Origin of the sequence: Sphingopyxis sp. H050, from assembly GCF_001468265.1 — a bacterium.
GTDB lineage: Bacteria > Pseudomonadota > Alphaproteobacteria > Sphingomonadales > Sphingomonadaceae > Sphingopyxis.
The window spans coordinates 275623-298616 of the sequence record NZ_LNRZ01000002.1; the positions used below are offsets into that span (position 1 = coordinate 275623).

Sequence of the window (22994 nt, forward strand, 5' to 3'; positions counted from 1 at the left end):
ATAGCATCAGAGATTTAACAAATTCCCGCGCGGCTGGATTCGGGTTCGTTTTTTTGCCACGCTGACGCCATGGCTCCCCACAGCATCCCGTCAGCCGCCATCGCTGTCAACCGGCCCGCGACGCGCGGCCCCGTCGTCGTGTCCGTGCCGCACGCCGGGCGTATCTATCCGCCCGAAATACTGGCGGCGGCGCGCGTGGGTCGTGCAGACCTTGAACGGTTGGAGGATGGCTGGTGCGACCTGATCGCCGCGGGAGCGGTCGATGCGGGGGCAACGGTGGTGCAGGCGCTGTGGGCGCGCGCGGTCTCCGACTGCAATCGCGGCGAGGGTCAAATGGCTCCCGGCGAAGTCGCGCCCGCGATGCGCGCGCAATTTTCGGCGCCCGGGCGCAAGGAACGTGCCGGACTCGGCGTGATCCCGACGCGGCTGTCCGACTGCGGTCCATTGTGGAAGCGGCCGCTCGACGCGGCGGCGATGCATTGGCGGCTCGAATCGCTGCACCGCCCCTATCATTGGGCGCTTGCCGCGGAACTGGCGGCGGCGCGCGATCGCTTCGGCCATGCGATCCTCATTGACCTGCACAGCATGCCCTCGATCCCGCCGGCCCAGCCGGGTCACGGTGCGCGGATCGTCGTCGGCGACCGATACGGAGGCACGGCGGGCGAGTGGCTCGTCGACATGGCGATGGATGCGGCGGAGCGGCTCGGCGAGCCCGTGTCGCGAAACCAGCCCTATGCCGGAGGGCATATCGTTCGCACCCACGGACGTCCTGGCGAGGCGATTCACGCGATCCAGATCGAAATCGACCGCGCGCTTTATCTAAGTGTAGACCGCGCACCCGATGCCCAGCGGCTGGAAAGGCTGAACGGCTGGTTCGCCGCACTTGTACGCCGAGCGGCGGCGCTACGGCCCGGCGACGATATGGTTTTGCTCGCAGCCGAATAAAAAACCACCCCGTACCGAAGTACGAGGTGGCCAGGGTCCAGGGAGGACGCGCCCGCGTCATACGACGGGGCACTCACCGCGATGGAAAGGGGGAAAACCATGGCGGCGTGACACCAATTTAGGTGTTCCGCGTCCAGGATACAAGGGCTGATGATTGCAAAAGAAACTGGTCGGGGAGAGAGGATTCGAACCTCCGGCCCCTGCCTCCCGAAGACAGTGCTCTACCAGGCTGAGCTACTCCCCGACCGATCTTTGCGCCGGCGGGCCGGCGCGAAGGCAGGGCGGTCCTCTAGACGTCCATTTTGCGAACATCAAGCGCCAATCGGCATAGCCCTGACGATTGTTCGGGCTAGATCAACTGGGCATTGCGGAAGCTGAAATGTCCGCTTTCGACGAATATCAGATGGTCCGAGAGATCGATGCCGATGAGGCGGAGGAACTGGCCTGCTTCGCGCGTACACGCGAGGTCGGCCTCGCTCGGCTTCGCGATTCCCGAGGGATGGTTGTGCGCCATGATGATGGTCGCGACATGGCGGCGGAGCAGACGGTTCCAGCATTGCGGCGTGATGACGCAGCGTCCGGTGGCGTCACCCTCTGCGCATTCGAATCCGACGAGGCGTTCATAAGCGTCGAAGCCGGCAAGCAGCATGATCTCATGGTCGCTTGGGAAAAGCGGGCGAAGCAATTGGCGCGCAAGCGCCGCCTCGCCCTCGCGCGACACGAAGCCTGCGGCTACAGCGGATTGCGGCAGGGTGGCTATGGGCTGGGACAGAGGCATTGTCATGGGTGATGCGCCTGCCGCGCATATAGCGAAAGCGGGGACTGCGCCGTATCGGACCCTTGCCGCCCGCCCCTTGTCGCGCCCGGCCGCGCGGCCTAGCAAAGAATGTCCCAGCGAGGAGCGAGTCTTGCCCGATTCCATCCATTATGAACTGCAATATCTCGATCTGATGCGACGTATCTGGGTCGAGGGCGACGAGCGCGTCGATCGTACCGGCGTAGGCACGCGCTCCTTGTTCGGCGAGACGATGCGCTTTTCGCTGCGGGACGATGCGATCCCGTTGCTGACGACCAAGCGCGTCTATTGGAAAACGGCGCTGCGCGAGATGCTGTGGTTCCTCACCGGCGATACAAATATCCGGTCGCTGGTGGCGCAGGGCGTGAAGATCTGGACGGACTGGCCGCTCGACAAATATCGCCGCGCGACGGGCGAGAATATCAGCGCTGAGGATTTCGAGGCGCGGATCATCGCCGACGAGGCGTTTGCGGCACAGTGGGGGGATCTTGGTCCCGTGTACGGGCATCAGTGGGTCAACTGGCCACGCTACGAACCCGTCGGCGACGATCTGTTTCGCCGGGCAGAGCAGGGGCACAACCAGATTGCGGCGCTGATCGATTCGCTGAAGAACAACCCCGGCTCGCGCCGCCATATCTTCACCGGCTGGAACGTCGCCGATCTCGACCGCATGGCGCTGCCGCCGTGCCACATGACCTATCAGTTTCACGTCCGCAGCGACGGCGGGCTGTCGTGCCTGTTGTTTCAGCGTTCGTGCGATCTCGGGCTCGGCTTTGCCTTCAACATCTTCGAAGCGGCGCTGCTCACGCGGATGGTCGCCGATCAGACGGGCCTCCACGCGCACGAGGTGGTGTGGACGGGCGGCGACGTGCATCTGTATCTGAATCACGCAGAACTGGTGGAACAGCAACTCCAGCGCATTCCCGAGGGGGCGCCGAAACTTCGCATCCTTCGCCGGCCACCCAGCATTTTCGACTATAAGTTCGAGGATTTCTCGGTCGATGCTTACGTTCCGCAAGCGCATATTTCGGCGCCTGTGGCGGTCTGATCGCCGCCGTTGCATTCGTATGGCGACCGTAATAAAATGTCGCCAAGTTGAAATATAACTAGGCGCGCGATTCGCGCTCAGAGGGAAGAAGATATGCCTGAGTCGGATAGCCGACCGGCGAGCAATCTGCCGCCGTTGTCGCTTCATATTCCCGAACCGCGTTATCGCCCGGGCGACACGCCCGATTTCGGCAATATCGAGGTTCCGTCCGTCGATGCCACCCCGCGGCCCAGCGAAACGACCAAACCCGACGCGATGCGCGAGCTTTGCTACGGCCTCGTCCGGGTGCTCGATTTCGACGGCGTGGCGAAGGGACCTTGGGACCCGAAGCTCAGCGCCGAACGGCTTCGCACGATGCTCCGCTACATGATGCTCGTCCGCGCCTTCGACGACCGCATGTTTCGCGCGCAGCGGCAGGGCAAGACCAGCTTCTATATGAAGTGCACCGGCGAGGAGGCGACGTCGGTCGCGTCGACGATGGCGCTCGATCGCGGCGACATGTGCTTCCCCAGCTATCGCCAGCAGGGCATCCTGATCGCGCGCGACTATCCGCTGATCCAGATGATGAACCAGATCTATTCGAACCGAGGCGACCATCTGCTCGGCCGCCAGTTGCCGATCATGTATTCGGCGCCCGAGCATGGCTTCTTCAGCGTGTCGGGCAATCTCGCGACCCAATATCCACAGGCGGTGGGCTGGGCGATGGCTTCGGCGTCGAAGGGCGACACGCGCATCGCAACCGTCTGGTGTGGCGAGGGCTCATCGGCTGAGGGCGACTTCCATTCGGCGCTGACCTTCGCGACCGTCTATAACGCCCCGGTCATCTTCAACGTCGTGAATAACCAGTGGGCGATTTCGAGCTTCTCGGGCTTTGCGGGCGGCGAGCGCACGACATTTGCTGCCCGTGCAGTGGGGTACGGCATCGCGGGTCTCCGGATCGACGGCAACGACCCGCTCGCGGTTTATGCTGCGACGCAATGGGCCGCGGACCGCGCGCGGACCAACAGCGGTCCGACGCTGATCGAGCATTTCACCTATCGCAGCGAAGGCCACAGCACGTCCGACGATCCGAGCGCCTATCGCCCGTCGGACGAGCCGACGGTCTGGCCCTTCGGCGACCCGATTGCGCGTCTCAAACAGCATCTGGAAGTGCTTGGCGAGTGGGACGACGAGCAGCATCAGGTGCTGGCAAAGGAGCTCGACGAGCTGGTGAAGACGACGCAGAAACAGTCGGAAAAGCTCGGAATTCTTGGGCATGGCATGCACCAGCCGTTCGAAACGATGTTCCAGGATGTGTTCGAGGAGATGCCCTGGCATCTCAAGGAACAATGCGCGCAGATGCTCGCCGAGCAAGAGGCCAAGTTCGGCCCGAACTGGAAGCCCGAATGATGAGCTCCGATACCAAGACCATGAACATGATCGAGGCGATCAACAGCGCCATGGATGTCATGCTCGAACGCGATCCCAACACGGTGGTGATGGGCGAGGACGTCGGCTTTTTCGGCGGCGTCTTCCGCGCGACCGCGGGCCTGCAGAAAAAGCATGGCAAGACGCGGGTGTTCGACACGCCGATCAACGAATGCGGCATCATCGGCGTGGCGGTGGGGATGGGCGCCTATGGCCTGCGCCCGGTCCCCGAGATCCAGTTCGCCGACTATATCTATCCGGGGCTCGACCAGCTCGTCAGCGAGGCGGCGCGGCTGCGCTATCGCTCGGCCAACGACTATATCTGCCCGATGACAGTGCGCACCCCCTTCGGGGGCGGCATCTTCGGCGGCCAGACGCACAGCCAGTCGCCCGAAAGCATCATGACGCATATCTGCGGCGTGAAAACGGTCATCCCTTCAAATCCTTATGATGCGAAGGGCCTGCTGATCGCGGCGATCGAGGACAACGATCCCGTCGTCTTTCTCGAGCCCAAGCGCATCTACAACGGCCCGTTCAGCGGCTATTACGACCGTCCGGTCGAGCCCTGGTCGAAGCATGATGCGAGCGCGGTGCCCGAGGGCTATTACCGCATCGACCTCGGCAAGGCCGCGACGGTGCGCGAGGGCGAAGCGCTGACCGTGCTCGCTTATGGCACGATGGTCCATGTCACCAAGACGATCGTCGAGGAAATGGGCATCGACGCCGAAATCATCGACCTGCGTACGCTGCTGCCGCTCGATATCGACGCGATCGAAACGTCGGTGAAAAAGACCGGCCGCTGCCTGATCATCCACGAAGCGACACGCACCTCGGGTTTCGGCGCCGAACTTGCCGCGCTGGTGCAGGAACGCTGCTTCTATCATCTCGAGGCGCCGGTCGAACGCGTGACCGGTTTCGACACGCCCTATCCGCACAGTCTTGAATGGGCCTATTTCCCAGGTCCCATCCGTATCGCGACTGCGCTGACCAAGATTTTGAAGGACTGACGCCATGGCCCGCTATTCATTCCGTCTGCCCGACATCGGCGAAGGCATCGCCGAGGCTGAAATCGTCGCCTGGCACGTGCGTGTAGGCGAGCGCGTCGAAGAAGATGCGCAGCTCGCCGACATGATGACCGACAAGGCGACCGTTGAAATGGAGTCGCCCGTTTCAGGGATCGTCGTCGAACTGGCAGGCGAAGTCGGCGACCTGATTCCGATCGGGTCGACGCTGGCGGTGATCGAGACAGACAGCGACGGCGATGTCGAGGCGCCGCCTGCCGACATGCCGGTCGAGGAAGAAATCGTCGCGGAAACGCCGGGGGCTGAAGAAATTGCTCCCCTCCCGCTTGCGGGAGGGGCTGGGGGAGGGCCTGTCGAACCCACTCCTACGCCGGTTGTAACCGAAACAAGCCCTCCCCCGACCCCTCCCGCAAGCGGGAGGGGAGAAGAGGCGAAAGTCCTCGCTTCCCCCGCCGTCCGCGCGCGCGCCAAGGATCTCGGCGTCGACCTCGGCCAGGTGCACGCCGAGGGCGACCGCATCCGCCATTCCGACCTCGACGCTTTCCTCCGCTACAGCGGCGGCCAGGGCTATCACGCCCCCGGTGCCAGCCGTGCGCGCGCCGACGAGCCGATCAAGGTCATCGGCATGCGCCGCAAGATCGCCGAGAATATGGCGGCGTCGAAGCGTGCGATCCCGCACTTCACCTATGTCGAGGAAATGGACGTCACCGCACTCGAAGAGATGCGCGCCGATTTGAACGCCAATCGCGGCGGGCGTCCGAAGCTCACGATGCTGCCCTTCCTGATCGTTGCGATCTGCCGCACGATCCCGCAGTTTCCGATGATCAACGCGCGCTACGACGACGAAGGCGGCGTGGTCACGCGCTACGGCGCCGTGCATCTCGGCATGGCGACGCAGACCGATGCGGGGCTGATGGTTCCGGTGATCCGCGACGCGCAGGACAAGAATGTCTGGCAACTCGCGAGCGAAATCACGCGCCTTGCCGAAGCTGCGCGCGCCGGCAAGGCGAAGGTCGAGGAATTGACCGGCGGCACGTTGACCGTCACCTCGCTCGGCCCGCTCGGCGGCATCGCGACGACGCCGGTGATCAACCGGCCCGAGGTGGCGATCATCGGCCCGAACAAGATCGTCGAGCGTCCGGTTTTCGACGGCGACGACATCCGCCGAGCGAAGCTGATGAACCTGTCGATCAGCTGCGACCACCGCGTCGTCGACGGCTGGGACGCCGCCAGCTATGTCCAGGCGCTCAAGAAGCTGATCGAGACGCCGGTCTTGCTGTTCGCGGATTGAAAAGAGCCGTCGCCCCCGCGAAGGCGGGGGCCGCAATCGGCTTAACGCGAGGTCTCCAGCGGCCCCGCCTTCGCGGGGGCGACGGTTTTTATAGCCCCAGGCCGGCAAAGCTCGTCTGATCGAACTTCAACTTGAAGGTGACATAGACGCCCGAGCGCGAAAAACGCGCGTCTTCGAAGTCGCGGTCGTGGAAGCCCGCGAAATTATAGCCGAAGGTGATGTTGGCGTTCTTCATCGGCGCCAGCGTCACCGTCGGCCCGCCAGCCCACGCGACGGTATCCCCGCCGGTGCCGATCCGCGCCGTGCCCGAAGCGCCGATATCGATAGTCTCGGTCAGGTTGAAGCGCAGGTCGGCGCCGAGCAGGTTCGACCAGCCCTTGACATCGTCCGCGCCGAAGCGGTCGAAATTGTAGCGCGTGCCCCAGAACAGGCCGATTTCGGCGCGTTCGTACCAGCCGTCGCCGCTGCCGATGCCGCGGTCACCGAGCGGTGTCCAGCCCACCGACAGGCTGTTGAGCAGGCGGCGGCTGGTTGCGTCGCCGTCAATCGTCAGCGGGATGTCGCCGACGGGGCCGGCCTGACCGGCGATGGCGTCGCGAACCTTGTCCGAACGGAACTCGCTCTTGTTGAGCCACGCGACCCGTGATTCGGCCGGACGATGCGCCCAGCTCGCCTCGAAGGTGATGACTTCCGTCGTCGGCGTCGTGCCCGCGCCGCTCGCCTTGGCATAGGTGAACAGCGCGCCGAGCGCTTCGCCTTCGCCGAGCTGGCGGAGGCCGCCGAGCGTCAGACCATAGCGGTTGGTCAGTTCGCCATCGCGATATTCGGCGCGGCCCGTGATCGTCCAGCGCTGGGTGCGATAGGTTGCGCCGGCGCTGATCGCGGTGAAATCCTCGCTCAGCGTACCATTGTCGCCGAGGAAGCCCCCAGACGCGACCGGCTGGTCGGCGTTGAGCACGTCGCCGGCGCGGATGCCGCCGAGCGTGCGGTTACCGTCGAGCGACAGGTCGACCGACCAATGCTCGTCGAGCTTCAGCGACTGCGACAGGCCATAGGCGGCGAAGCTGCGTGGGCCATATTCGCCAAGCTCCTGTTGGTTCGCGGTCGCGAGGATGCGGCCGCCGGCCCAGGGCGTCAGATCGAAGCCGAGGCGCGCGGTGCGCGCGCGAACCGTGTCGCCGTCGGCGATTTCATAGCTGCCGACCAGATTGACCTCGCGCGTCACCGCATAGCGCGCGCCGATGCGGTGACGGGTCGGGAAGTCGATGCTCGCGTCCTTGCCGCCAAGCGCGAACTCGGTCTGCGCGTCGAGTTCGAGCTTCTTGTCGAACAGCCGCTGCGTCGCGCCGAGCTGGACGATGTTCGAGATATTGCGCGACCCGTCCGACAGGCGGTCGTCGGCGTGCGTCAGCCCGGCGCGCATCAGCGTGGTGCCATTGTCATATTCGACCAGCGCGCGCGCAGCGCGGCGGCGCGCATCGACGTCGAGATAGTCTTCCTGCCAGGCGCTGCCGGTCACCGACAGGCTGCGCGTCGCGCGCAGGCGCGCATCGACGCCGAACTTGCGCGTGCCGTCTTCGCCGCGATTGAGCTGGCCGGCGCCGAAGCCCGTCTCGCGCTCGCGGATATAGGCGAGGAAGTCGGCATTGCTGCTGTGATGCTCGGCCTCGATCAGCCACGCCTTCGCGGTGCCCGCAGCGGCGGTGGCTGAGCCATTCTTGGCCTTTGCGTCGCTCACCGCATATTCGGCGCGCACTTCGGTGTCGGCATTTGGACGATAGCGCGCGTCGACACCGCCGAGGTTGGTCTTGGCGTTGCTGTCCTCGTCGTGGATGAAGGTCGCGCCGACGCGGATCTTTTCGTCATTCGACGACAAGCTGACGCGACCGCCGGCGTTGAGCACGCGCTCGCCGACGCCATCGACCTCATATTCGGCGACGATGAACTGTGGGTCGAGGTTCGACGAGCGGCTGAGCACCGGCGAACGGAAGCGGATCGTGCCCGCCAGATAGTCTATGTCATAGTCGACATGACGCGTCAGGCTGACGCTCTCGACGATGCGCTCGCTGTGCAGCCGGTCGCGCGTTTCGATGAGGATCCGCTCGCTGTTCGGTAGGATATCGCGCGCGCCGAGCTGGTACGGTCCGGTCAGGCCGTTGCCCTGAATCTCGTCGCGGCGGAAACGGTATGGCGTGTCGGCGACGAACGCCGTCGCGGCGACGTTACGGCCGCGATATTCGGCCTTGCCGCCGTTGAGGGCGCGCTGATAGCGGGCGAGCTCCGGTTCCGAAATGCCGGTCTCGATATCGCCGAACATCGCATAGAATTGCGGGCGTTCGAGGCGCAGGTAGAGCTTGCGCACCGACGCGGCGTCGTAGCGCGTCTCGTTGCGGTCGGCATAGATGGTATAATAGGCGCGCGGATCGATCACGCCGCCGAAACGGGCGTCGTCCTTGTCCTTGTCGCTGTCGTAGGACAGCGTCATCAGCCATTTGCCCTGCACGCGGCCCTTTGCGTAGAGCGCGAGGCGGGCGTCGGCGTTGAGGTCGTCGAGAGTCTCCGCCACGGGCTCCATGCGGTCATCGAGCGTGTTGTAGCCGATCGTGCCCGCAGCAAAGCCGACGACGGTCCACGGACGGTCGCCCGGATCGAGCCAGGTTTCGATCGTCTGCCGGCGCTCGACCTTGTCGTCGCGGAAAGCGAAATCCATCGTCAGCGTACCCGATGCGGTCGTCGGTTCGAGTTCGATATAGGCGATGCCGTCGTCGCCATCGACGCGCCACACGGGCTGCGCGCGCTCGAGGCCCGCAAGCTGGCGCGCCTGCTGGGCATCGGCTTCGACGGCGGGATAGTAAGGTGCGGGGACGCTGAAGTCGCCGGTCAGGCCCGAGCGGACCGGCCTGCCGTCGCGGTCGGTCAAGCGCACCGCGATCACCGGGCGCGTCACGCCATCGGCGATCAGCACCGACTTTTCGCGGATCAGCGCCGCGCGCATCGGGATGTTGGCGTAGTGGACGATGCGGTCGAGCGTCTCGACCACCGCGCCATTTTCGTCCTTCACCTGCGCGACCAGCTTGTTGTTGCCTTCGCCGAGCTCGATGCCGCGCCACAGGCTGACGGCGATCTGGCCGTCCGCGGATTTGCTGACGCCATCGAAAGCGAGCGGATCGACCGGCTTGCCGTTGATCGTCAGCGCGACCGTTTGGCCCGGGGCATGCTTGATCGCGGCGCGCACCGCCTTGGTGCGCGGATTATGATCGACGTCGGGGAACAGCCAACCGATGCCCGGCGCCTGGCCCGCCAGCCAGTCGCGGTTCGCGCCCGCCGCGTCCGGCCCGCCAAGCGGCATGGGCGCCGCGAATTTCGCCTTGTCTGGCGCGGTGCGGGGGGCAGCGGTCGTAGCGCGGAAGTCGGCGCGCTTCAGCGAACCGCCGCGGCCCTCGACGAAGCGCGAGATCGGGCTGCCTGCGCTCGCGGTCGAGCGGGCGCAGTCGATGGGCGCGCGGTCGAGCGGCATCGTCGACGGATCGATCTGGACGACGTGCAGGCCGGGGCGGACGCCCTCGAAATGATAGCGGCCGTCCTCGTCGGTGACGGTATAGCTGCCGTCCTGCAGCATGACGCGGACGCCCGCGACGCCCCGCGTCTTGCCCGGATCGACACCGCATCCGCCGTCGGTGATGCGGCCGATGATCGTCATGCGGTCGCCGAGCTGATCGCGTTTGATCGAGATCGTCGCCTCGGCGATGTTGCTCTGGCTGCCGCGATTGTCGGCGGCCGAGGCACGATTGAGCGCGTTGCCGGGCTGCGCCGATACAACGACCTCGGCCAGATAGGTGAGCAGGACCGTGCCGGAGGGCGCGATCGAGGGCAGGGTGACGGTGAAGTCGCGTCCGTTGGGGTTCAGGGCCGCGTCGATGCGCGTGCCGTTCGCACGCACGGTATCGGCGCGCAGGCGCATGCCGAACGGCAGCGTATCGCTGACCGTCACCGCGCCGGTCGTGCGCCGCGCGTCGCCGTTTGCGACCTCGATCCGATACTGCACGACGTCGCCCGGCACCGCGACCACGGTCGAGGTCGTCTTGCGCAGCGTCAGCGGCAGGCCCGGCTTATCGACGGGAATGTCGACGCGCACGGGTGCAGGGCTGTCGAGCGTGAAAACGCGGCCATAGCTGGCGTCGATGATGGTGAAGGGCAGGCCGTCGTCGGGACGGCGCAGACCCGCGAGATCCGCTGCGCTCGATGCCGAGGGCGCGGTGTAGGGCGCGGGCGGCTCGACCACCAATCGGTAGGAGCCGGGCGCCACAAAGGGGAAACGATAGTCGCCGGGGGGAAAGCTGTAGACCCGCCCGCTCGCGTCGGTGACAGTCTGCCCCGTGACGACCGTCGAGGGATAGGCGGACACGCCGTCGTCGCCGAACACCTGCGCGGGCTGCCCCGTCGCAGTGTTGATCAGGGTAACGCGGCTGCCCGGTACGGCCGCACCATCGCCGCTGTCGAACACGATGCCGAAAGGATCGACGAGGAAGTCGATCGTCGCGATCGCGACCAGGCTGGCGTTCGCGCGGTCGGTCACGCGCAGCTGGATCGGCGATCCCGGGTTGACCGACAGGCGGCAATCGCCCGCCACGACCGGCGGCGGCACGCCGATCGTATTGATGAAGCCGACGAATTCGTCGCTGTTGGTGGCGGTTTCAGTCAGAGTTATCTGCTCGCTGTCGCCGTTGGCGAGGTCGAGCGTGACGGCCAGCGCGTCCCGCGCCTGCGAATCGACGTTGGCCGATGCGAGCGTGACGCCGACGACCAGCACCTCGCCGGCGCGGAACGAATCCGCACTCTGCAGCGAGGCCGGGCTAGTCGGCATGCCGGCATAGGGGCCGGCGAGTTGAATGAGATTGCCGCTGCTGGCGGCCGAAAGGCCCCGCGCCGCGATAACCGAGCCGCCGCACTGCGTCGGCACGAGCGGGACGGACTTGTCGCCGCCGTCGTTCAGCAGGCGATAGGTGCGGATGACGGGCTGTTCGGGCGGACGCGGCCGGACGGTCACGTCGACGCGGTTCGACAGCGTCTGGGCCGGCTGGCCGTTGTCCGTCCATTGCGCCGCGGCGGTATTGGAAATCACTTGGGCAGCCGCCGGCGCCGCAGGCAGCGAAGCTGCCGCGAACAGCGCGGTCATGAAAGACAGATATGCCTGGCGGAGCTTCATGCTGGTCCCGAAGAGGGCAGCGGGGGTGCGCTCTTCACGCTTGCCCTCGCTGCCCCGTTACTCCGTCAGGTCAGTTGACCGTCGCGCGGAACACGAGCGTGCGCGTTGCGCCCGCTGCGATCGTTGCAATGGTGCCCGACACGTTCGGCGCCACATAGCTGCCGCCCGCTGCGCCATCGGCATTGCAGGTGCCGGCGGTGACCGTGCCGTTGAGCAGGATCGTACCGGTGCTGAAGGTCAGCTGGCCGGGAACCGGGTCGTTGATCACGACCGACGTCGCGGCAGCGCCGCCGGTATTCGCCACCTGGATGCAATATTCGACCACTGCCCCCGGGATCAGCTTCGGATTCGTCGTGATATTGAACGGATCCGAAATGACACGGCTGGTCTTGGTGACCGCAAGCGTCGCCGTCTGGACGGTATAGTCGTCGTTATCGCTGTGCGAACCGTCGCGCGCCGCATCGCCCGCCACGCCCGCCGTATCAGCAAAGACGGTGTCCTTGCCCGCGGTGTTCGCGCCGGTTGTTTCGGTGATCGCCGCGCCCTGCGTGCCCGCCAGGCCGCCCTCGCGCGCGGTCGCGCGGAGCGTGACGCCCGAAATCTGCCCGTTCGTCGGCGCGCCGGCGCCGCCCGGTACGTCGGCGACGATGAACAAGGTGACCGACGCGTCGGCCGCCAGTTCATCGATATAGGTCACCAGTGTGTCCGCAGCGTCCCAGCTGCCGACCGTGCCGGTGGTCGCATCGCGATAGATCCGGACGTTCGTCACGTCGAACGCGTCGGTGCCGCCGTGCGCGGGCGTGCCGCCGGTCGCGAGCTGCGAGGCGACGAGCGCGAAATCGAGCACTTCGTTCGACGTGTTGGTCAGCGAGAAGGTCGTCACGGCGTTGGTCTGGCCCGGCACGACCGTGGTCGTGGCATTGCCGGTTTCCGCAACCGTCAGGTTGATCTTGCGGTCGACCGTGAAAGTGTTCGTCGCCTGCTGCTGCGTCTGCGCGACGCCACCGACCTGATAGTCGACGGTGGCGGTATTGGTAATCGAGGTGCCCGCAGTCGTCCCGGCGGCATAGGCCGGGGTGGCAGCGGCCATTGCAACCGCTGCCAAACTGATGGCACCCAAGTAAGTCAGCTTGCTGGTCATAGCTGAGCTCCTAGGCTTGGTTGGCTGCCTGTTTCCCCACCGCTGGCAACCGTTAAGCGGCTTTATTCAAAGGACTATTTTACTACTCCCCGAAACATGAGTTTGCCCGAACCGCCGACGGGAATGGGCTTTTGAAAAGCCCAGCGAATATGCGTGACGTCGGCGGGCTGCGCGGCGCGGCGTGTGCCGTCGGCCGAGGCGATGGTCAGCGTATCGAGCGTGCCCCATTGTTTGCCGCCATCGACCGAAACGACCGGGCCGTTCCCCGCGTCGGCGAACCGGACCGCGGCGGGCATCGGGTTCGTGATCACGAACTTGTCCGCCGGCTGGGCGCCCGCGTTGCGATAAGCGAGCACGAACACCAGCTTGTCGCCGGGCACGACGACCGTCGGCTCTTCGAGCAGTATCCGCTCTTTGCCGTTGGCGTCGGTCGAGACGCGCTCGACGAAGACGCTGTTGTCGAGCGCGACCTGATCGGCCGCGACTGCGGGTGCTGGCGCAAGCGCCGCGAGCAGAAGGAGAAGGAGCTTGCGCATCAGTTGATCCTCGTGCGGAAGGTGACGGTGCGGGTCTGGCCGCCGGCGACGGTGCCGAGCTGCACGCGGATGCGCGAGCCGTTGTAATCGCCGGCATCGGCATCGGCCGCGTCGGTCAGCGGACTGCCGCCGAGCGTGATCGAACCCGTGGCATAGGCGGTATCGGCGGGAATATTGTCGGTGATGGCGAGGCCGCTGACCGATCCGGTGCCGGCGACGGTCGCGGTGATCGTATAGGTGATCGTCGCGCCCGGAACCGGCTCGCTGCCACCGAACGGATCGACAATACTCGCCGATTTGACGAGCGAAACGGTCGCGGCCGCAACCCGATAGGCGCCATTGTCCTGCCCGTCGGCGCCGGTCGAACCGACGACGGCATCGCCGCCGCCTTCACCTTGGCCCGCAAAGCTGGTGCCGGGCGCGCCCGTGCCGGTCTTCGCGGCGGCGACGAGCGTCACGATACCGCGATTGCCGTCGGTGACGGTGCCGGGCGTCGTCGAAAGCACGAAAATGCGCGCGCTCTGGTCCGGATTAAGCACCGGATCGTTCGCGCCGGGCGTATAGAGCGTGTCGGTGCTAGCGTCGAAGACGCCGTCGCCATTGTCGATATAGAGCTGGGTGACGACGGGATCATAATCGTCGCCGCCGACGTTCGCGATCGTGCTGAGCCCGAAGGCTTCCTGGCCGTTGCCGGTGTTGGTCACCGTATAGGTCAGGACCTGTCCGGTCGCTCCCGGCGTCGTCGGGACATCCGACGGGTTGCCGGTGGCGACGGTGACGTCGAGCAGCTCGTCCACGCGCAGGTCGACGCGGTTCGAATCGATCGTTTGCGGGCCGCCGCCGGTGTCGTAGCTGGCGCTGGCCGTATTGCTGATCGTCGTCCCCGCGCGCGTGCCTGCGGCGTAGGCTTGTGATGGCGAAAGGAGCGCTATGGCGAGCGCAAGGGCGGTCGAAGAGGGAAGAAGAAGCTGATGATGCTTCGCGCCCCCCACAGGCGCTTTCATCATGATGTCTGACTCCGATAGCTGGTCTGTGCGCCAGCTTTCGGAGAAAAAGGGTAATTTCCGGTTAAAATACCGGTGCAACACGGCATTTTGCCCCATAAGGGGACAATCGGGCCCCCCGGTTCGGCGCACCAGCGGCGGGCTGGCGCGACCGGTAAAGGTCGCGTAAGATGAAGCGGTTAACCGGGGAGGGCGTTCGAGTGGCTGAAGACAGGGGACGAAAGGACGCCCGCGACGCGCGCGACGATCCCCTGCGCCGGATCGAGATCGACGATTTCCGGCGCGACCGGTTGCTCGCCGCCATGGCGCTGATTTTCGGTGCGAGTTTCTGCCTGGGGCTGCCATTCGCGCTGAAGGCCGGCGCCGAATTCTTCCTGCCGCTGACCGCCGCGATCGTCATTTCGATCGCGCTGGTGCCGCCGCTCGAATGGCTCGAGCGGCGCGGAGCGCCGTCGGCACTGGCCGCTTTCTTGGCGCTGGCAGGGTTTCTGGCGATCGTGAACGCGGCGCTCGCGATCATCGTGCTGCCCGCAACCGGTTGGTTTGCAAGGATTCCCGAATCGATTCCGCGTATCCAGAGCAACCTCGCGCCGCTCATCGACTTCTATTCGAGCCTGCAGAAATTTGTCGACCGAACCTTGATGTCGGTGGCGTCGGGGACCGAGGCCACGGCGCAGGCGGTCGCGGCGCAGGCGCCGTCGTCGGTCGTCGACTATTTCATCTCGGCCGCGCCTGCCGCCGCGATCCAGCTTTTTTTCGCGGTGCTGGTGATCTTCTTCTTCCTCGCCGGCTGGACGCGGCTGCGCAAGGGCACGATCCGCCGTCGTGGCAGCTTCGACGGCGCGCTGCAGACCGCGCGCGTGATTCAGAATGTCGTCGATGCGACCGCCGACTATCTGGCGACGATCACGATGATCAACGCTTTCCTGGGGCTGATCGTCTCGCTTTTGCTCTGGGCGCTGGGCATGCCGTCGCCGTTCATGTGGGGCGGAATCGTCTCCCTGTGCAATTTCGTGCCTTATCTGGGCCCGATCGTCGCCGCGGCGCTGCTCGGGCTGGGTGGGCTGATGACCTTCGACGCGGTGGGAATCGCGCTCCTGCCCGCGCTGATCTTCATCGGCGTGCATCTGGTCGAGGCGAATCTCATTACTCCCCTTGTGCTCGGCAAGCGGCTCACGGTGAATCCGCTGCTGATTCTCGTCTCGCTGAGCTTCTGGGGATGGGTGTGGGGAACGCCCGGCGCCTTGCTTGCGGTGCCGTTGCTGCTCATTCTCCAGACCGTGCTGGCATCGACGGGAACCCCGGATTTGGCGGGTTTCCTTTTCGAGCGCGGAACGCTGACGACGACCGACGAGATGCGCGACCGATTAAATCGCGCAAAGGAAGACAGCGACGGTTGACAGGCCGAAGCGCGGCGCATATTGGCGCTGCTCCCAAGCACACGCGGGTGTAGCTCAGTTGGTTAGAGTGCCGGCCTGTCACGCCGGAGGTCGCGGGTTCGAGCCCCGTCACTCGCGCCATTTCCTGCCCTTTCGGGCGAAATGGCCACCGCAGCTTGGGACCATGCATCAATGGAATATTGCGGGTTGGCGCGGCTTCTCAGCCGCGCCACCGCCCAAGCTCCATCCAGCGCAGCAACGGCTTCAGCGGCAATATCCAGACGATGCCGGCGATGAGGTAGAAGACTGACTGGACGAGGATTGGCCAGCTGCCGACCCACGGCGACAGCGCGACGACGCCCGCGGCCCAGATGCCGATGAGCGCCAGGATCAGAAAGATACCCGCTGGCTTGCGCCAGCTTGGTGGCGGATCGGGCGGAAGCTGGCTCACAGTCGGTCTCCGGTCAGGATATATTCTTGTTCGGTGAGGATCGCGTCGAGCGCGATGTCGGTCGGTCCGGCAGGAACGGCATCGACTTCCTGCACCGACCAGGCAACCCCGATCCGAGGAATGTCGGGATGAAGGGCGAAATAACGGTCGTAATGGCCGCCGCCCTGGCCGAGGCGGCCGCCGCGTCGGTCGAAACCGACGAGCGGGCAGAAGATGAGACCGGGGTTTGCGGCGTCGGCTGTATCGACAGGCTGCCGGGTGCTCCACGGACCGCTATCGAGCGCATCGCCGGGGCTCCAGAGGCGGAAATCCATCACGTCCCCTCGGTGTTGATGATGCGGCAGCGCCAGCGCCGCTTGATCGGCGAGCATCGGAAGTACGTCGGGTTCATCGCCCCAGGCAACATAGGCCGCGACGGGGGTGCTCGATTCGACGATCTCGGCGAGCGCCGCGGGCAAGGCGCGAAACGCCGTCAACTTCGCCAATGGATCGAGGTTTGCGGCGAAATGCTTGCGTCGAAATCGCAATTTCTCACGGAAAAGCTGCTTTTGCCGGGCGAGGTCGTCGGAACCCATATTTTTCCGGCTCCTCGGACGGCAAGTGGCGGGTGGCGGGACCACCGTGGGTCGTTTGCTGGAAGATCCTCTGACGCCAGTAACGTCAGGTGGGGACCATATACGTCGGACCAGGGTCCGGGCAGGGACAGCCCCCTAGGATGATGTATCGCCTCAGGGATTTTCGCAAAAGCTCGTACCGGGCAGTGCCCGCCGCCTCCTATGTAGGGGCGCAGGCGCTCCGCCTCAAGGGATTTGCTCGACCTTCTCCGCCAGCGCCTCGATGCGATCGGCGATCTGGATCAGCGCGCGGTCGTGCGAGGGACGCGGTGCGGCGTTTGCCGGAGCCGCCTTCTTGAGCGCCGCAAGCTCGGCGAGCGCTTCCTTGAGCTCGTCGCGCGCCTGCGCTTCGCGGCTTTCGGCGAGCGCCACGGCGGCGCGGAGTGAATCCGACTGCGGTTCGGCCTTGTCGACCTTGCCCTTTGCGTCTTGCGCTTCGTCGGCAAGCATCAGCGCCGCGAAGAGCAACTGGCGGATTTCGGTGCCGCCGGGCATGCTGCGTACCTTTTCGTCGACGACCGCTGCGAGCTGCACCAGCTGCGGTTCCTGTCCGTCGGCGCAGTGAACATCGTAGACGCGGCCCGCGATGTTGAGTTTGACGTCAGCCATTCTTCGCCTCCGCGATCAGCCGGTCGAGTTCGCCGATAACGGCGGCGACTTCGGCTTTCAGCGCCGACTGGTCGTTGGCGGCGGGTGCGGGGGCGGGGTTCGCCCGTTCGGACAGGGCCTTTTCGATGCGGCTCAACGCCCGTTCGATACGGCCGATGGCCAGGCTGGATTCGTCGAGATCGAGTTCCATGGCGAAGGGGTAGCAGCGCCGGCGGGGGCGTGCAATCGCCTCTCAGTGCCGAAATGCGTGCTAATTTGTGCCGCGGGCGGTTGACTCCTGACCCCGTCACCGCAAAGGGCTGTCCCCACCGCATCCGGCCACCTTCACATGCTTTTCCGGGGGACTAATGACACTGCCCGAACGTCAGCTCGCCAACGCGATCCGCGCGCTTGCGATGTACGCCGTACAGGCCGCGAACAGCGGTCATCCGGGGATGCCCATGGGCATGGCCGACGTCGCCACGGTGCTTTATTCGGATTATCTGAAGTTCGATCCGACCGATCCGAAATGGGCCGATCGCGACCGATTCGTCCTGTCGGCGGGCCACGGCTCGATGCTCGCCTATGCGACGCTGCATCTTGCGGGCTATGCGCGTCCGACGATCGGGGACATTCGCAATTTCCGTCAGCTCCACAGCCCCTGCGCCGGGCATCCCGAGAATTTTGAGCTCGAGGGCGTCGAAACGACGACCGGGCCGCTGGGGCAGGGTCTTGCAACGTCGGTCGGCATGGCGATTGCCGAGCGGCATCTGAACGCGCTCTATGGCGACGACCTCGTCGATCACCGCACCTGGGTGATCGCGGGCGATGGCTGCCTGATGGAAGGCATCAACCACGAAGCGATCGGGCTTGCCGGCCACCTCGGCCTCGGTCGCCTGACGGTGCTGTGGGACGACAACAAAATCACCATAGACGGATCGACCGACCTGTCGACGAGCGAGGATATCGCGGCGCGCTATGCGGCGACCGGCTGGCATGTCGAAAGCTGCGATGGGCACGATCCCTCGGATATCCGCCGTGCGATCGATGCCGCGCTTGCCGATCCGCGCCCTTCGCTGATCGCTTGCCGCACCGTCATCGGTTTCGGTGCCCCAAACAAGCAGGGCACGTCGGCGACGCACGGGTCGCCGCTGGGCACCGAGGAAGTCGCGGCGGCGCGCAAAACGCTGGGCTGGACCGCCGAACCGTTCGTGATTCCCGCCGATATTGCTTCGGCATGGGCGGCGTTTGGCGAGAAGGGCAAGGCGCTTCATGCCGAGTGGAATGATCGCCTTGCAAGCAACGAAAAGAAAAAGGAATTTGAAGATCGTCTGAGCGGCAAGATCGTTCCGGGCGACGCGTTCAAGGCCTATCTCGACGGGCTCGTCGCCGAGCCGCCGACGGTCGCGACGCGCAAGGCGTCAGAGAACGCTCTTGGCGCGCTGACCGCGGATATCGCCGCCCTCGTCGGCGGCAGCGCCGACCTCACCGGCTCGAATAATACTAAAACTTCGTCGACCAAAGCTCTGACGAAGAATGATTATTCAGGGCGCTATATCTATTATGGCATCCGTGAGTTCGGCATGGCCGCCGCGATGAACGGTATGGCGTTGCATGGCGGTGTCGTTCCCTATGGCGGCACATTTCTGGTCTTTGCCGACTATTGCCGCGCCGCGATCCGCCTGTCGGCGCTCCAGCGCCAGCGCGTCGTCTATGTGATGACGCACGACAGCATCGGCCTCGGCGAGGACGGTCCGACGCACCAGCCGATCGAGCATCTCCAGTCGCTGCGCGCGATGCCGAACCTGCTGGTGATGCGTCCCGCGGACGCGGTGGAGACCGCCGAATGCTGGGCGCTGGCGCTCGCGCAGGAAGATCGGCCGTCGCTGCTCGCGCTGACCCGCCAGAACCTCCCGCCGCTGCGTCATGACGTCACGGAAAATCTTTGCGCCAAAGGCGGTTACCGTATTCGCGAGGCCTCGTCCGCACGTAAGGTCGTGCTCGTCGCGACGGGTTCCGAAGTTTCGCTCGCGCTGGAGGTCGCCGACAAGCTGGAAGCCGCCGGGCAGGGCGCCGACGTCGTTTCGATGGTCTCAACCGAGCTGTTCGACGAACAGGCCGCAGCCTATCAGGCCGACATCCTGCCCGACGACGCGCTGATTGTCTCGATCGAGGCGGGCACGACCTTTGGCTGGGAACGCTACACCGGCCGCCACGGCCTGCGCTTCGGCATCGACAGCTTTGGCGCGTCGGCGCCGATCGAAGACCTATTCAAGCATTTCGGCCTTACCGCCGATGCTATCGCACCCCAGATCCTGGCACGGCTCGGCGCGTAAGCCCAAGCCTCCACACGCAGAAAGGACAGCTCCAAAATGGCAGTGAAAGTCGCAATCAACGGTTTCGGACGCATCGGCCGCAATGTGGCGCGCGCCATTCTGGAGCGTACCGACCATGATCTCGAACTGGTGTCGATCAACGATCTAGCCGACGCGAAGGCGAACGCCCGCCTGTTCCAGCGCGATTCGGTCCATGGCCCGTTCAACGGCACCGTCGAAGTCGACGGCAACGACCTGATCGTCAACGGCAAGCGCATTCAGGTGACCGCTGAGCGCGATCCCGCCAAGCTGCCCCATGCTGCCAACGGCATCGACATCGCACTGGAATGCACGGGCTTTTTCACCGACCGCAAGGGCGGCCAGGCGCATCTCGACGCCGGCGCCAAGCGCGTCCTGATCTCGGCCCCCGCCAAGGAAGTCGACCTGACCGTCGTCTATGGCGTGAACCATGACAAGATCGGCGCCGAGCATGTGATCGTCTCGAACGCGTCGTGCACCACCAACTGCCTCGCCCCGATGGCCAAGGTGCTGCACGAGAAGATCGGCATTGAGCGCGGCCTGATGACCACGATCCACGCTTACACCAACGACCAGAAGATCCTCGACCAGATCCACTCGGATCCGCGCCGCGCCCGCGCCGCCGCGATGTCGATGATCCCGACCAGCACCGGTGCGGCGGTTGCCGTCGGCCTCGTCCTGCCCGAACTCAAGGGCAAGCTCGACGGTTCTTCGATCCGCGTCCCGACCCCCAATGTCTCGGTCGTCGACCTGACCTTCACGCCCAGCCGCGACACGACGAAGGAAGAGGTCAACGCGTTGCTGAAGGAAGCCGCCGAGGGCGAACTCAAGGGCGTGCTCGGCTTCACCGACGAGCCGCTGGTTTCGATCGACTTCAACCACGATGCGCACAGCTCGACGATCGACAGCCTCGAAACCGCGGTCATCGACGGCAAGCTGGTACGCGTGCTCAGCTGGTACGACAATGAATGGGGCTTCTCGAACCGCATGATCGACACTGCGGGCGTGATCGCCAAGTTCCTCTGAACCAAAGGAAAGCAGCGATGACCCCGTTCAAGACCCTCGACGACATCGGCGACGTTATCGGCAAGAAAATACTGGTGCGCGTCGACCTCAATGTCCCGATGATCGACGGCGCGGTCGGCGACAAGACGCGGATCGAGGCGGCGATGCCGACGATCCGCGAGCTTTCCGACAAGGGCGCGATCGTCCTGCTTCTCGCCCATTTCGGGCGGCCGAAGGGCGCGAAGAACCCGACGCAATCCTTGAGCCTCGTGATGGGCGGGGTCGAGGATGTGCTGGGCCACTCGGTGATGTTCATTCCCGAATGCGTGGGCGAGGGGGCGAAAGCCGGCATCGCGGTGCTCGCACCGGGTGATGTCGCGGTGCTCGAAAACACGCGCTTCTATCCCGGCGAGGAAAAGAACGATCCGGCCTTTGCCGACGCGCTTGCCGAAATTGGCGACCTGTATGTCAATGACGCCTTTTCGGCGGCCCACCGCGCGCATGGGTCGACCGAAGGCGTCGCCCGTCGCCTCCCGGCCTATGCCGGCCGCGCGATGGAGGCCGAGCTGAAGGCGCTGGACGCGGCGCTCGGCAATCCGGCGCATCCGGTCGCCGCGGTCGTCGGCGGTGCGAAGGTGTCGAGCAAGATCGATGTGCTGCGCAACCTCGTCGGCAAGGTCGACCATCTGATCATCGGCGGCGGCATGGCGAACACCTTCCTCGCCGCGCGCGGGGTCGATGTCGGCAAGTCGCTGTGCGAGCATGATCTGGTCGATACCGCCAACGCGATCTTCGACAGCGCCGACGCCGCGGGATGCACGATCCACCTGCCGTACGACGTCGTCGTGTCGAAGGAATTCGCGCCCAATCCACCGACGCGCACCGTGAACGTCCACGAAGTCGCGGCCGACGAAATGATCCTCGACGTCGGCCCCGCCGCGGTCGAGGCGCTCGCCGATGTCCTCAAAAACTGCCGCACTTTGGTGTGGAACGGCCCGCTCGGCGCGTTCGAGACGCCGCCGTTCGACACCGCGACCGTCGCGCTCGCCAAGACCGCGGCGGCACTGACCCGCGAGGGCTCGCTGATTTCGGTCGCGGGTGGCGGCGATACGGTGGCGGCGCTGAACCATGCCGGCGTGGCGGACGATTTCACCTTTGTCTCGACCGCGGGCGGCGCCTTCCTTGAATGGATGGAAGGCAAACCGCTGCCGGGCGTCGACGCGCTCAAAACCTGATTTTTCCGACGCATTTGCATCCCGCCCGCGGGGTCGCTATGCGCGCCGCCACATACGTATGCAAACAGCCGGAGATTCTATGACCACCGCCAATGCCGAGATGCTGGAACAGATCAAATCGGGGCAGGGCTTTATCGCCGCGCTCGACCAGAGCGGCGGGTCGACGCCCAAGGCGCTGAAGGGCTATGGCATCGAAAGTGACGCCTTCGCGAACGACGAGGAAATGTTCGCGCTGATCCACGACATGCGCTCGCGCATCGTCACGTCGCCCTGCTTCAACGGCGAGAAGGTCATCGGCGCGATCCTGTTCGAGCGCACGATGGACGGCGAAGCAGGCGGCAAGCCGGTTCCTGCGCTTCTCTGGGAACGCGGCGTCGTGCCTTTCCTGAAGGTCGACAAGGGGCTCGAGGACGAAGCCGACGGCGTGCAGCTGATGAAGGCGAACCCCGGCCTCGACGATCTGTGCGAACGCGCGGTCGCGAAGGGTGTGTTCGGAACCAAGATGCGCAGCGTCGTCAACCTCGCGAACCCGGTCGGGATCAAGGCGATCGTCGAGCAGCAGTTTGCCGAAGCCGCGCGCATCGCGGCGCACGGTCTCGTCCCGATCATCGAGCCCGAGGTCAACATCAAGAGCGCCGAGCGCGACGCCGCCGACCGCTTGCTGCTGAAGGAAACGCTCGCGGCGCTCGACGCATGGACCGGCGCGCCGGTGATGCTCAAGCTGTCGCTGCCGACCGAGGCGGGTCTGTTCCAGCCGCTGGTCGACCATCCCAAGGTGCTGCGCATCGTCGCGCTGTCGGGCGGTTTCGCGCGTCCCGAGGCCTGCGCCGAACTGGCAAAGAACCCCGGCATCATCGCGAGCTTCAGCCGCGCGTTGCTGGAAGACCTCCGCCACCAGATGAGCGACGAGGAATTCAACACCTCGCTGGGCGATGCGATCGACGAAATTCACGCGGCCTCCGTGGCCTGAAG

General features: G+C 65.3%; 19 protein-coding genes and 2 tRNA genes. 11 read left to right on the forward strand and 10 right to left on the reverse strand.

Annotation, left to right across the window (positions count from 1 at the left end):
• The first annotated feature begins 69 nt into the window (after positions 1-69).
• Complete coding sequence (locus tag ATE67_RS04455; RefSeq protein ID WP_082660200.1) at positions 70-945, forward strand: N-formylglutamate amidohydrolase; 876 nt, start codon at positions 70-72, stop codon at positions 943-945.
• A 167-nt stretch (positions 946-1112) separates the two neighbouring features.
• Here ATE67_RS04455 and ATE67_RS04460 read toward each other — a convergent pair.
• Together ATE67_RS04460 and ATE67_RS04465 are read right to left on the reverse strand one after the other, a co-directional pair.
• Positions 1113-1189 (reverse strand) — tRNA-Pro (locus tag ATE67_RS04460).
• 105 nt (positions 1190-1294) lie between these two features.
• The gene (locus ATE67_RS04465; RefSeq protein WP_231728046.1) at positions 1295-1729 is read right to left on the reverse strand and encodes a JAB domain-containing protein; all 435 of its coding nucleotides are present in this window, start codon (positions 1727-1729) and stop codon (positions 1295-1297) included.
• 124 nt (positions 1730-1853) lie between these two features.
• On the opposite strand from ATE67_RS04465, the gene thyA reads away from it, so the two are divergent.
• The 4 genes from thyA to ATE67_RS04485 all read left to right on the forward strand — a co-directional run bounded on the left by thyA (position 1854) and on the right by ATE67_RS04485 (position 6509).
• Positions 1854-2789, forward strand: coding sequence for a thymidylate synthase (gene thyA, locus ATE67_RS04470; RefSeq protein ID WP_269433428.1), 936 nt, complete (start codon positions 1854-1856; stop codon positions 2787-2789).
• A 93-nt stretch (positions 2790-2882) separates the two neighbouring features.
• Positions 2883-4178 (forward strand): thiamine pyrophosphate-dependent enzyme, encoded by a 1296-nt coding sequence (locus tag ATE67_RS04475; RefSeq protein WP_058815433.1) that lies wholly within the window; start codon positions 2883-2885, stop codon positions 4176-4178.
• A gap of 20 nt (positions 4179-4198) precedes the next feature.
• Entirely contained in the window at positions 4199-5203 is a 1005-nt protein-coding gene (locus ATE67_RS04480) for an alpha-ketoacid dehydrogenase subunit beta (protein ID WP_058815839.1), read from the forward strand.
• Between the two features lie 4 nt (positions 5204-5207).
• Positions 5208-6509, forward strand: a complete 1302-nt coding sequence (locus tag ATE67_RS04485; RefSeq protein ID WP_058815434.1) for a dihydrolipoamide acetyltransferase family protein — start codon at positions 5208-5210, stop codon at positions 6507-6509.
• A gap of 88 nt (positions 6510-6597) precedes the next feature.
• Here ATE67_RS04485 and ATE67_RS04490 read toward each other — a convergent pair whose 3' ends face one another.
• The 4 genes from ATE67_RS04490 to ATE67_RS04505 form a co-directional block, all read right to left on the reverse strand.
• The gene (locus tag ATE67_RS04490; protein WP_231728047.1) at positions 6598-11685 is read right to left on the reverse strand and encodes a DUF11 domain-containing protein; all 5088 of its coding nucleotides are present in this window, start codon (positions 11683-11685) and stop codon (positions 6598-6600) included.
• 100 nt (positions 11686-11785) lie between these two features.
• Positions 11786-12856, reverse strand: coding sequence for a DUF11 domain-containing protein (locus ATE67_RS04495; protein WP_058815436.1), 1071 nt, complete (start codon positions 12854-12856; stop codon positions 11786-11788).
• Positions 12857-12930: 74 nt separating this feature from the next.
• A complete protein-coding gene (locus ATE67_RS04500; RefSeq protein WP_058815437.1) occupies positions 12931-13392 on the reverse strand; it encodes a DUF11 domain-containing protein in 462 nt (153 codons plus the stop codon).
• A complete protein-coding gene (locus ATE67_RS04505; protein WP_058815438.1) occupies positions 13392-14399 on the reverse strand; it encodes a DUF11 domain-containing protein in 1008 nt (335 codons plus the stop codon). The genes ATE67_RS04500 and ATE67_RS04505 overlap by 1 nt, the downstream gene beginning before the upstream one ends.
• 299 nt (positions 14400-14698) lie before the next feature.
• On the opposite strand from ATE67_RS04505, the gene ATE67_RS04510 reads away from it, so the two are divergent.
• Both ATE67_RS04510 and ATE67_RS04515 read left to right on the forward strand, forming a co-directional pair.
• Positions 14699-15796, forward strand: a complete 1098-nt coding sequence (locus ATE67_RS04510; RefSeq protein ID WP_058815840.1) for an AI-2E family transporter — start codon at positions 14699-14701, stop codon at positions 15794-15796.
• A 43-nt stretch (positions 15797-15839) separates the two neighbouring features.
• Positions 15840-15916 (forward strand) — tRNA-Asp (locus tag ATE67_RS04515).
• Between the two features lie 79 nt (positions 15917-15995).
• On the opposite strand, the gene ATE67_RS04520 is transcribed toward ATE67_RS04515, so the two are convergent.
• The 4 genes from ATE67_RS04520 to ATE67_RS04535 form a co-directional block, all read right to left on the reverse strand.
• The gene (locus ATE67_RS04520; protein WP_058815439.1) at positions 15996-16226 is read right to left on the reverse strand and encodes a DUF2842 domain-containing protein; all 231 of its coding nucleotides are present in this window, start codon (positions 16224-16226) and stop codon (positions 15996-15998) included.
• Positions 16223-16801: a 5-formyltetrahydrofolate cyclo-ligase gene (locus tag ATE67_RS04525; protein ID WP_058815440.1), complete on the reverse strand. Its 579-nt coding sequence runs from the start codon at positions 16799-16801 to the stop codon at positions 16223-16225. The genes ATE67_RS04520 and ATE67_RS04525 overlap by 4 nt, the downstream gene beginning before the upstream one ends.
• A 225-nt stretch (positions 16802-17026) precedes the next feature.
• Complete coding sequence (locus ATE67_RS04530) at positions 17027-17449, reverse strand: cell division protein ZapA (protein WP_058815441.1); 423 nt, start codon at positions 17447-17449, stop codon at positions 17027-17029.
• The gene (locus ATE67_RS04535) at positions 17442-17639 is read right to left on the reverse strand and encodes a hypothetical protein (RefSeq protein WP_058815442.1); all 198 of its coding nucleotides are present in this window, start codon (positions 17637-17639) and stop codon (positions 17442-17444) included. The genes ATE67_RS04530 and ATE67_RS04535 overlap by 8 nt, the downstream gene beginning before the upstream one ends.
• A 157-nt stretch (positions 17640-17796) precedes the next feature.
• On the opposite strand from ATE67_RS04535, the gene tkt reads away from it, so the two are divergent.
• The 4 genes from tkt (at position 17797) to ATE67_RS04555 (ending at position 22992) form a co-directional block, all read left to right on the forward strand.
• Positions 17797-19764: a transketolase gene (tkt, locus tag ATE67_RS04540; protein ID WP_058815443.1), complete on the forward strand. Its 1968-nt coding sequence runs from the start codon at positions 17797-17799 to the stop codon at positions 19762-19764.
• 36 nt (positions 19765-19800) lie between these two features.
• Positions 19801-20808, forward strand: a complete 1008-nt coding sequence (gap, locus tag ATE67_RS04545; protein WP_058815444.1) for a type I glyceraldehyde-3-phosphate dehydrogenase — start codon at positions 19801-19803, stop codon at positions 20806-20808.
• A gap of 17 nt (positions 20809-20825) precedes the next feature.
• Positions 20826-22022 carry a phosphoglycerate kinase gene (locus tag ATE67_RS04550; protein WP_058815445.1) on the forward strand — a complete coding sequence of 399 codons (1197 nt, stop codon included), beginning with the start codon at positions 20826-20828 and terminating at the stop codon, positions 22020-22022.
• Positions 22023-22101: 79 nt separating this feature from the next.
• The gene (locus ATE67_RS04555; RefSeq protein WP_058815446.1) at positions 22102-22992 is read left to right on the forward strand and encodes a fructose bisphosphate aldolase; all 891 of its coding nucleotides are present in this window, start codon (positions 22102-22104) and stop codon (positions 22990-22992) included.
• Positions 22993-22994 lie beyond the last annotated feature (2 nt).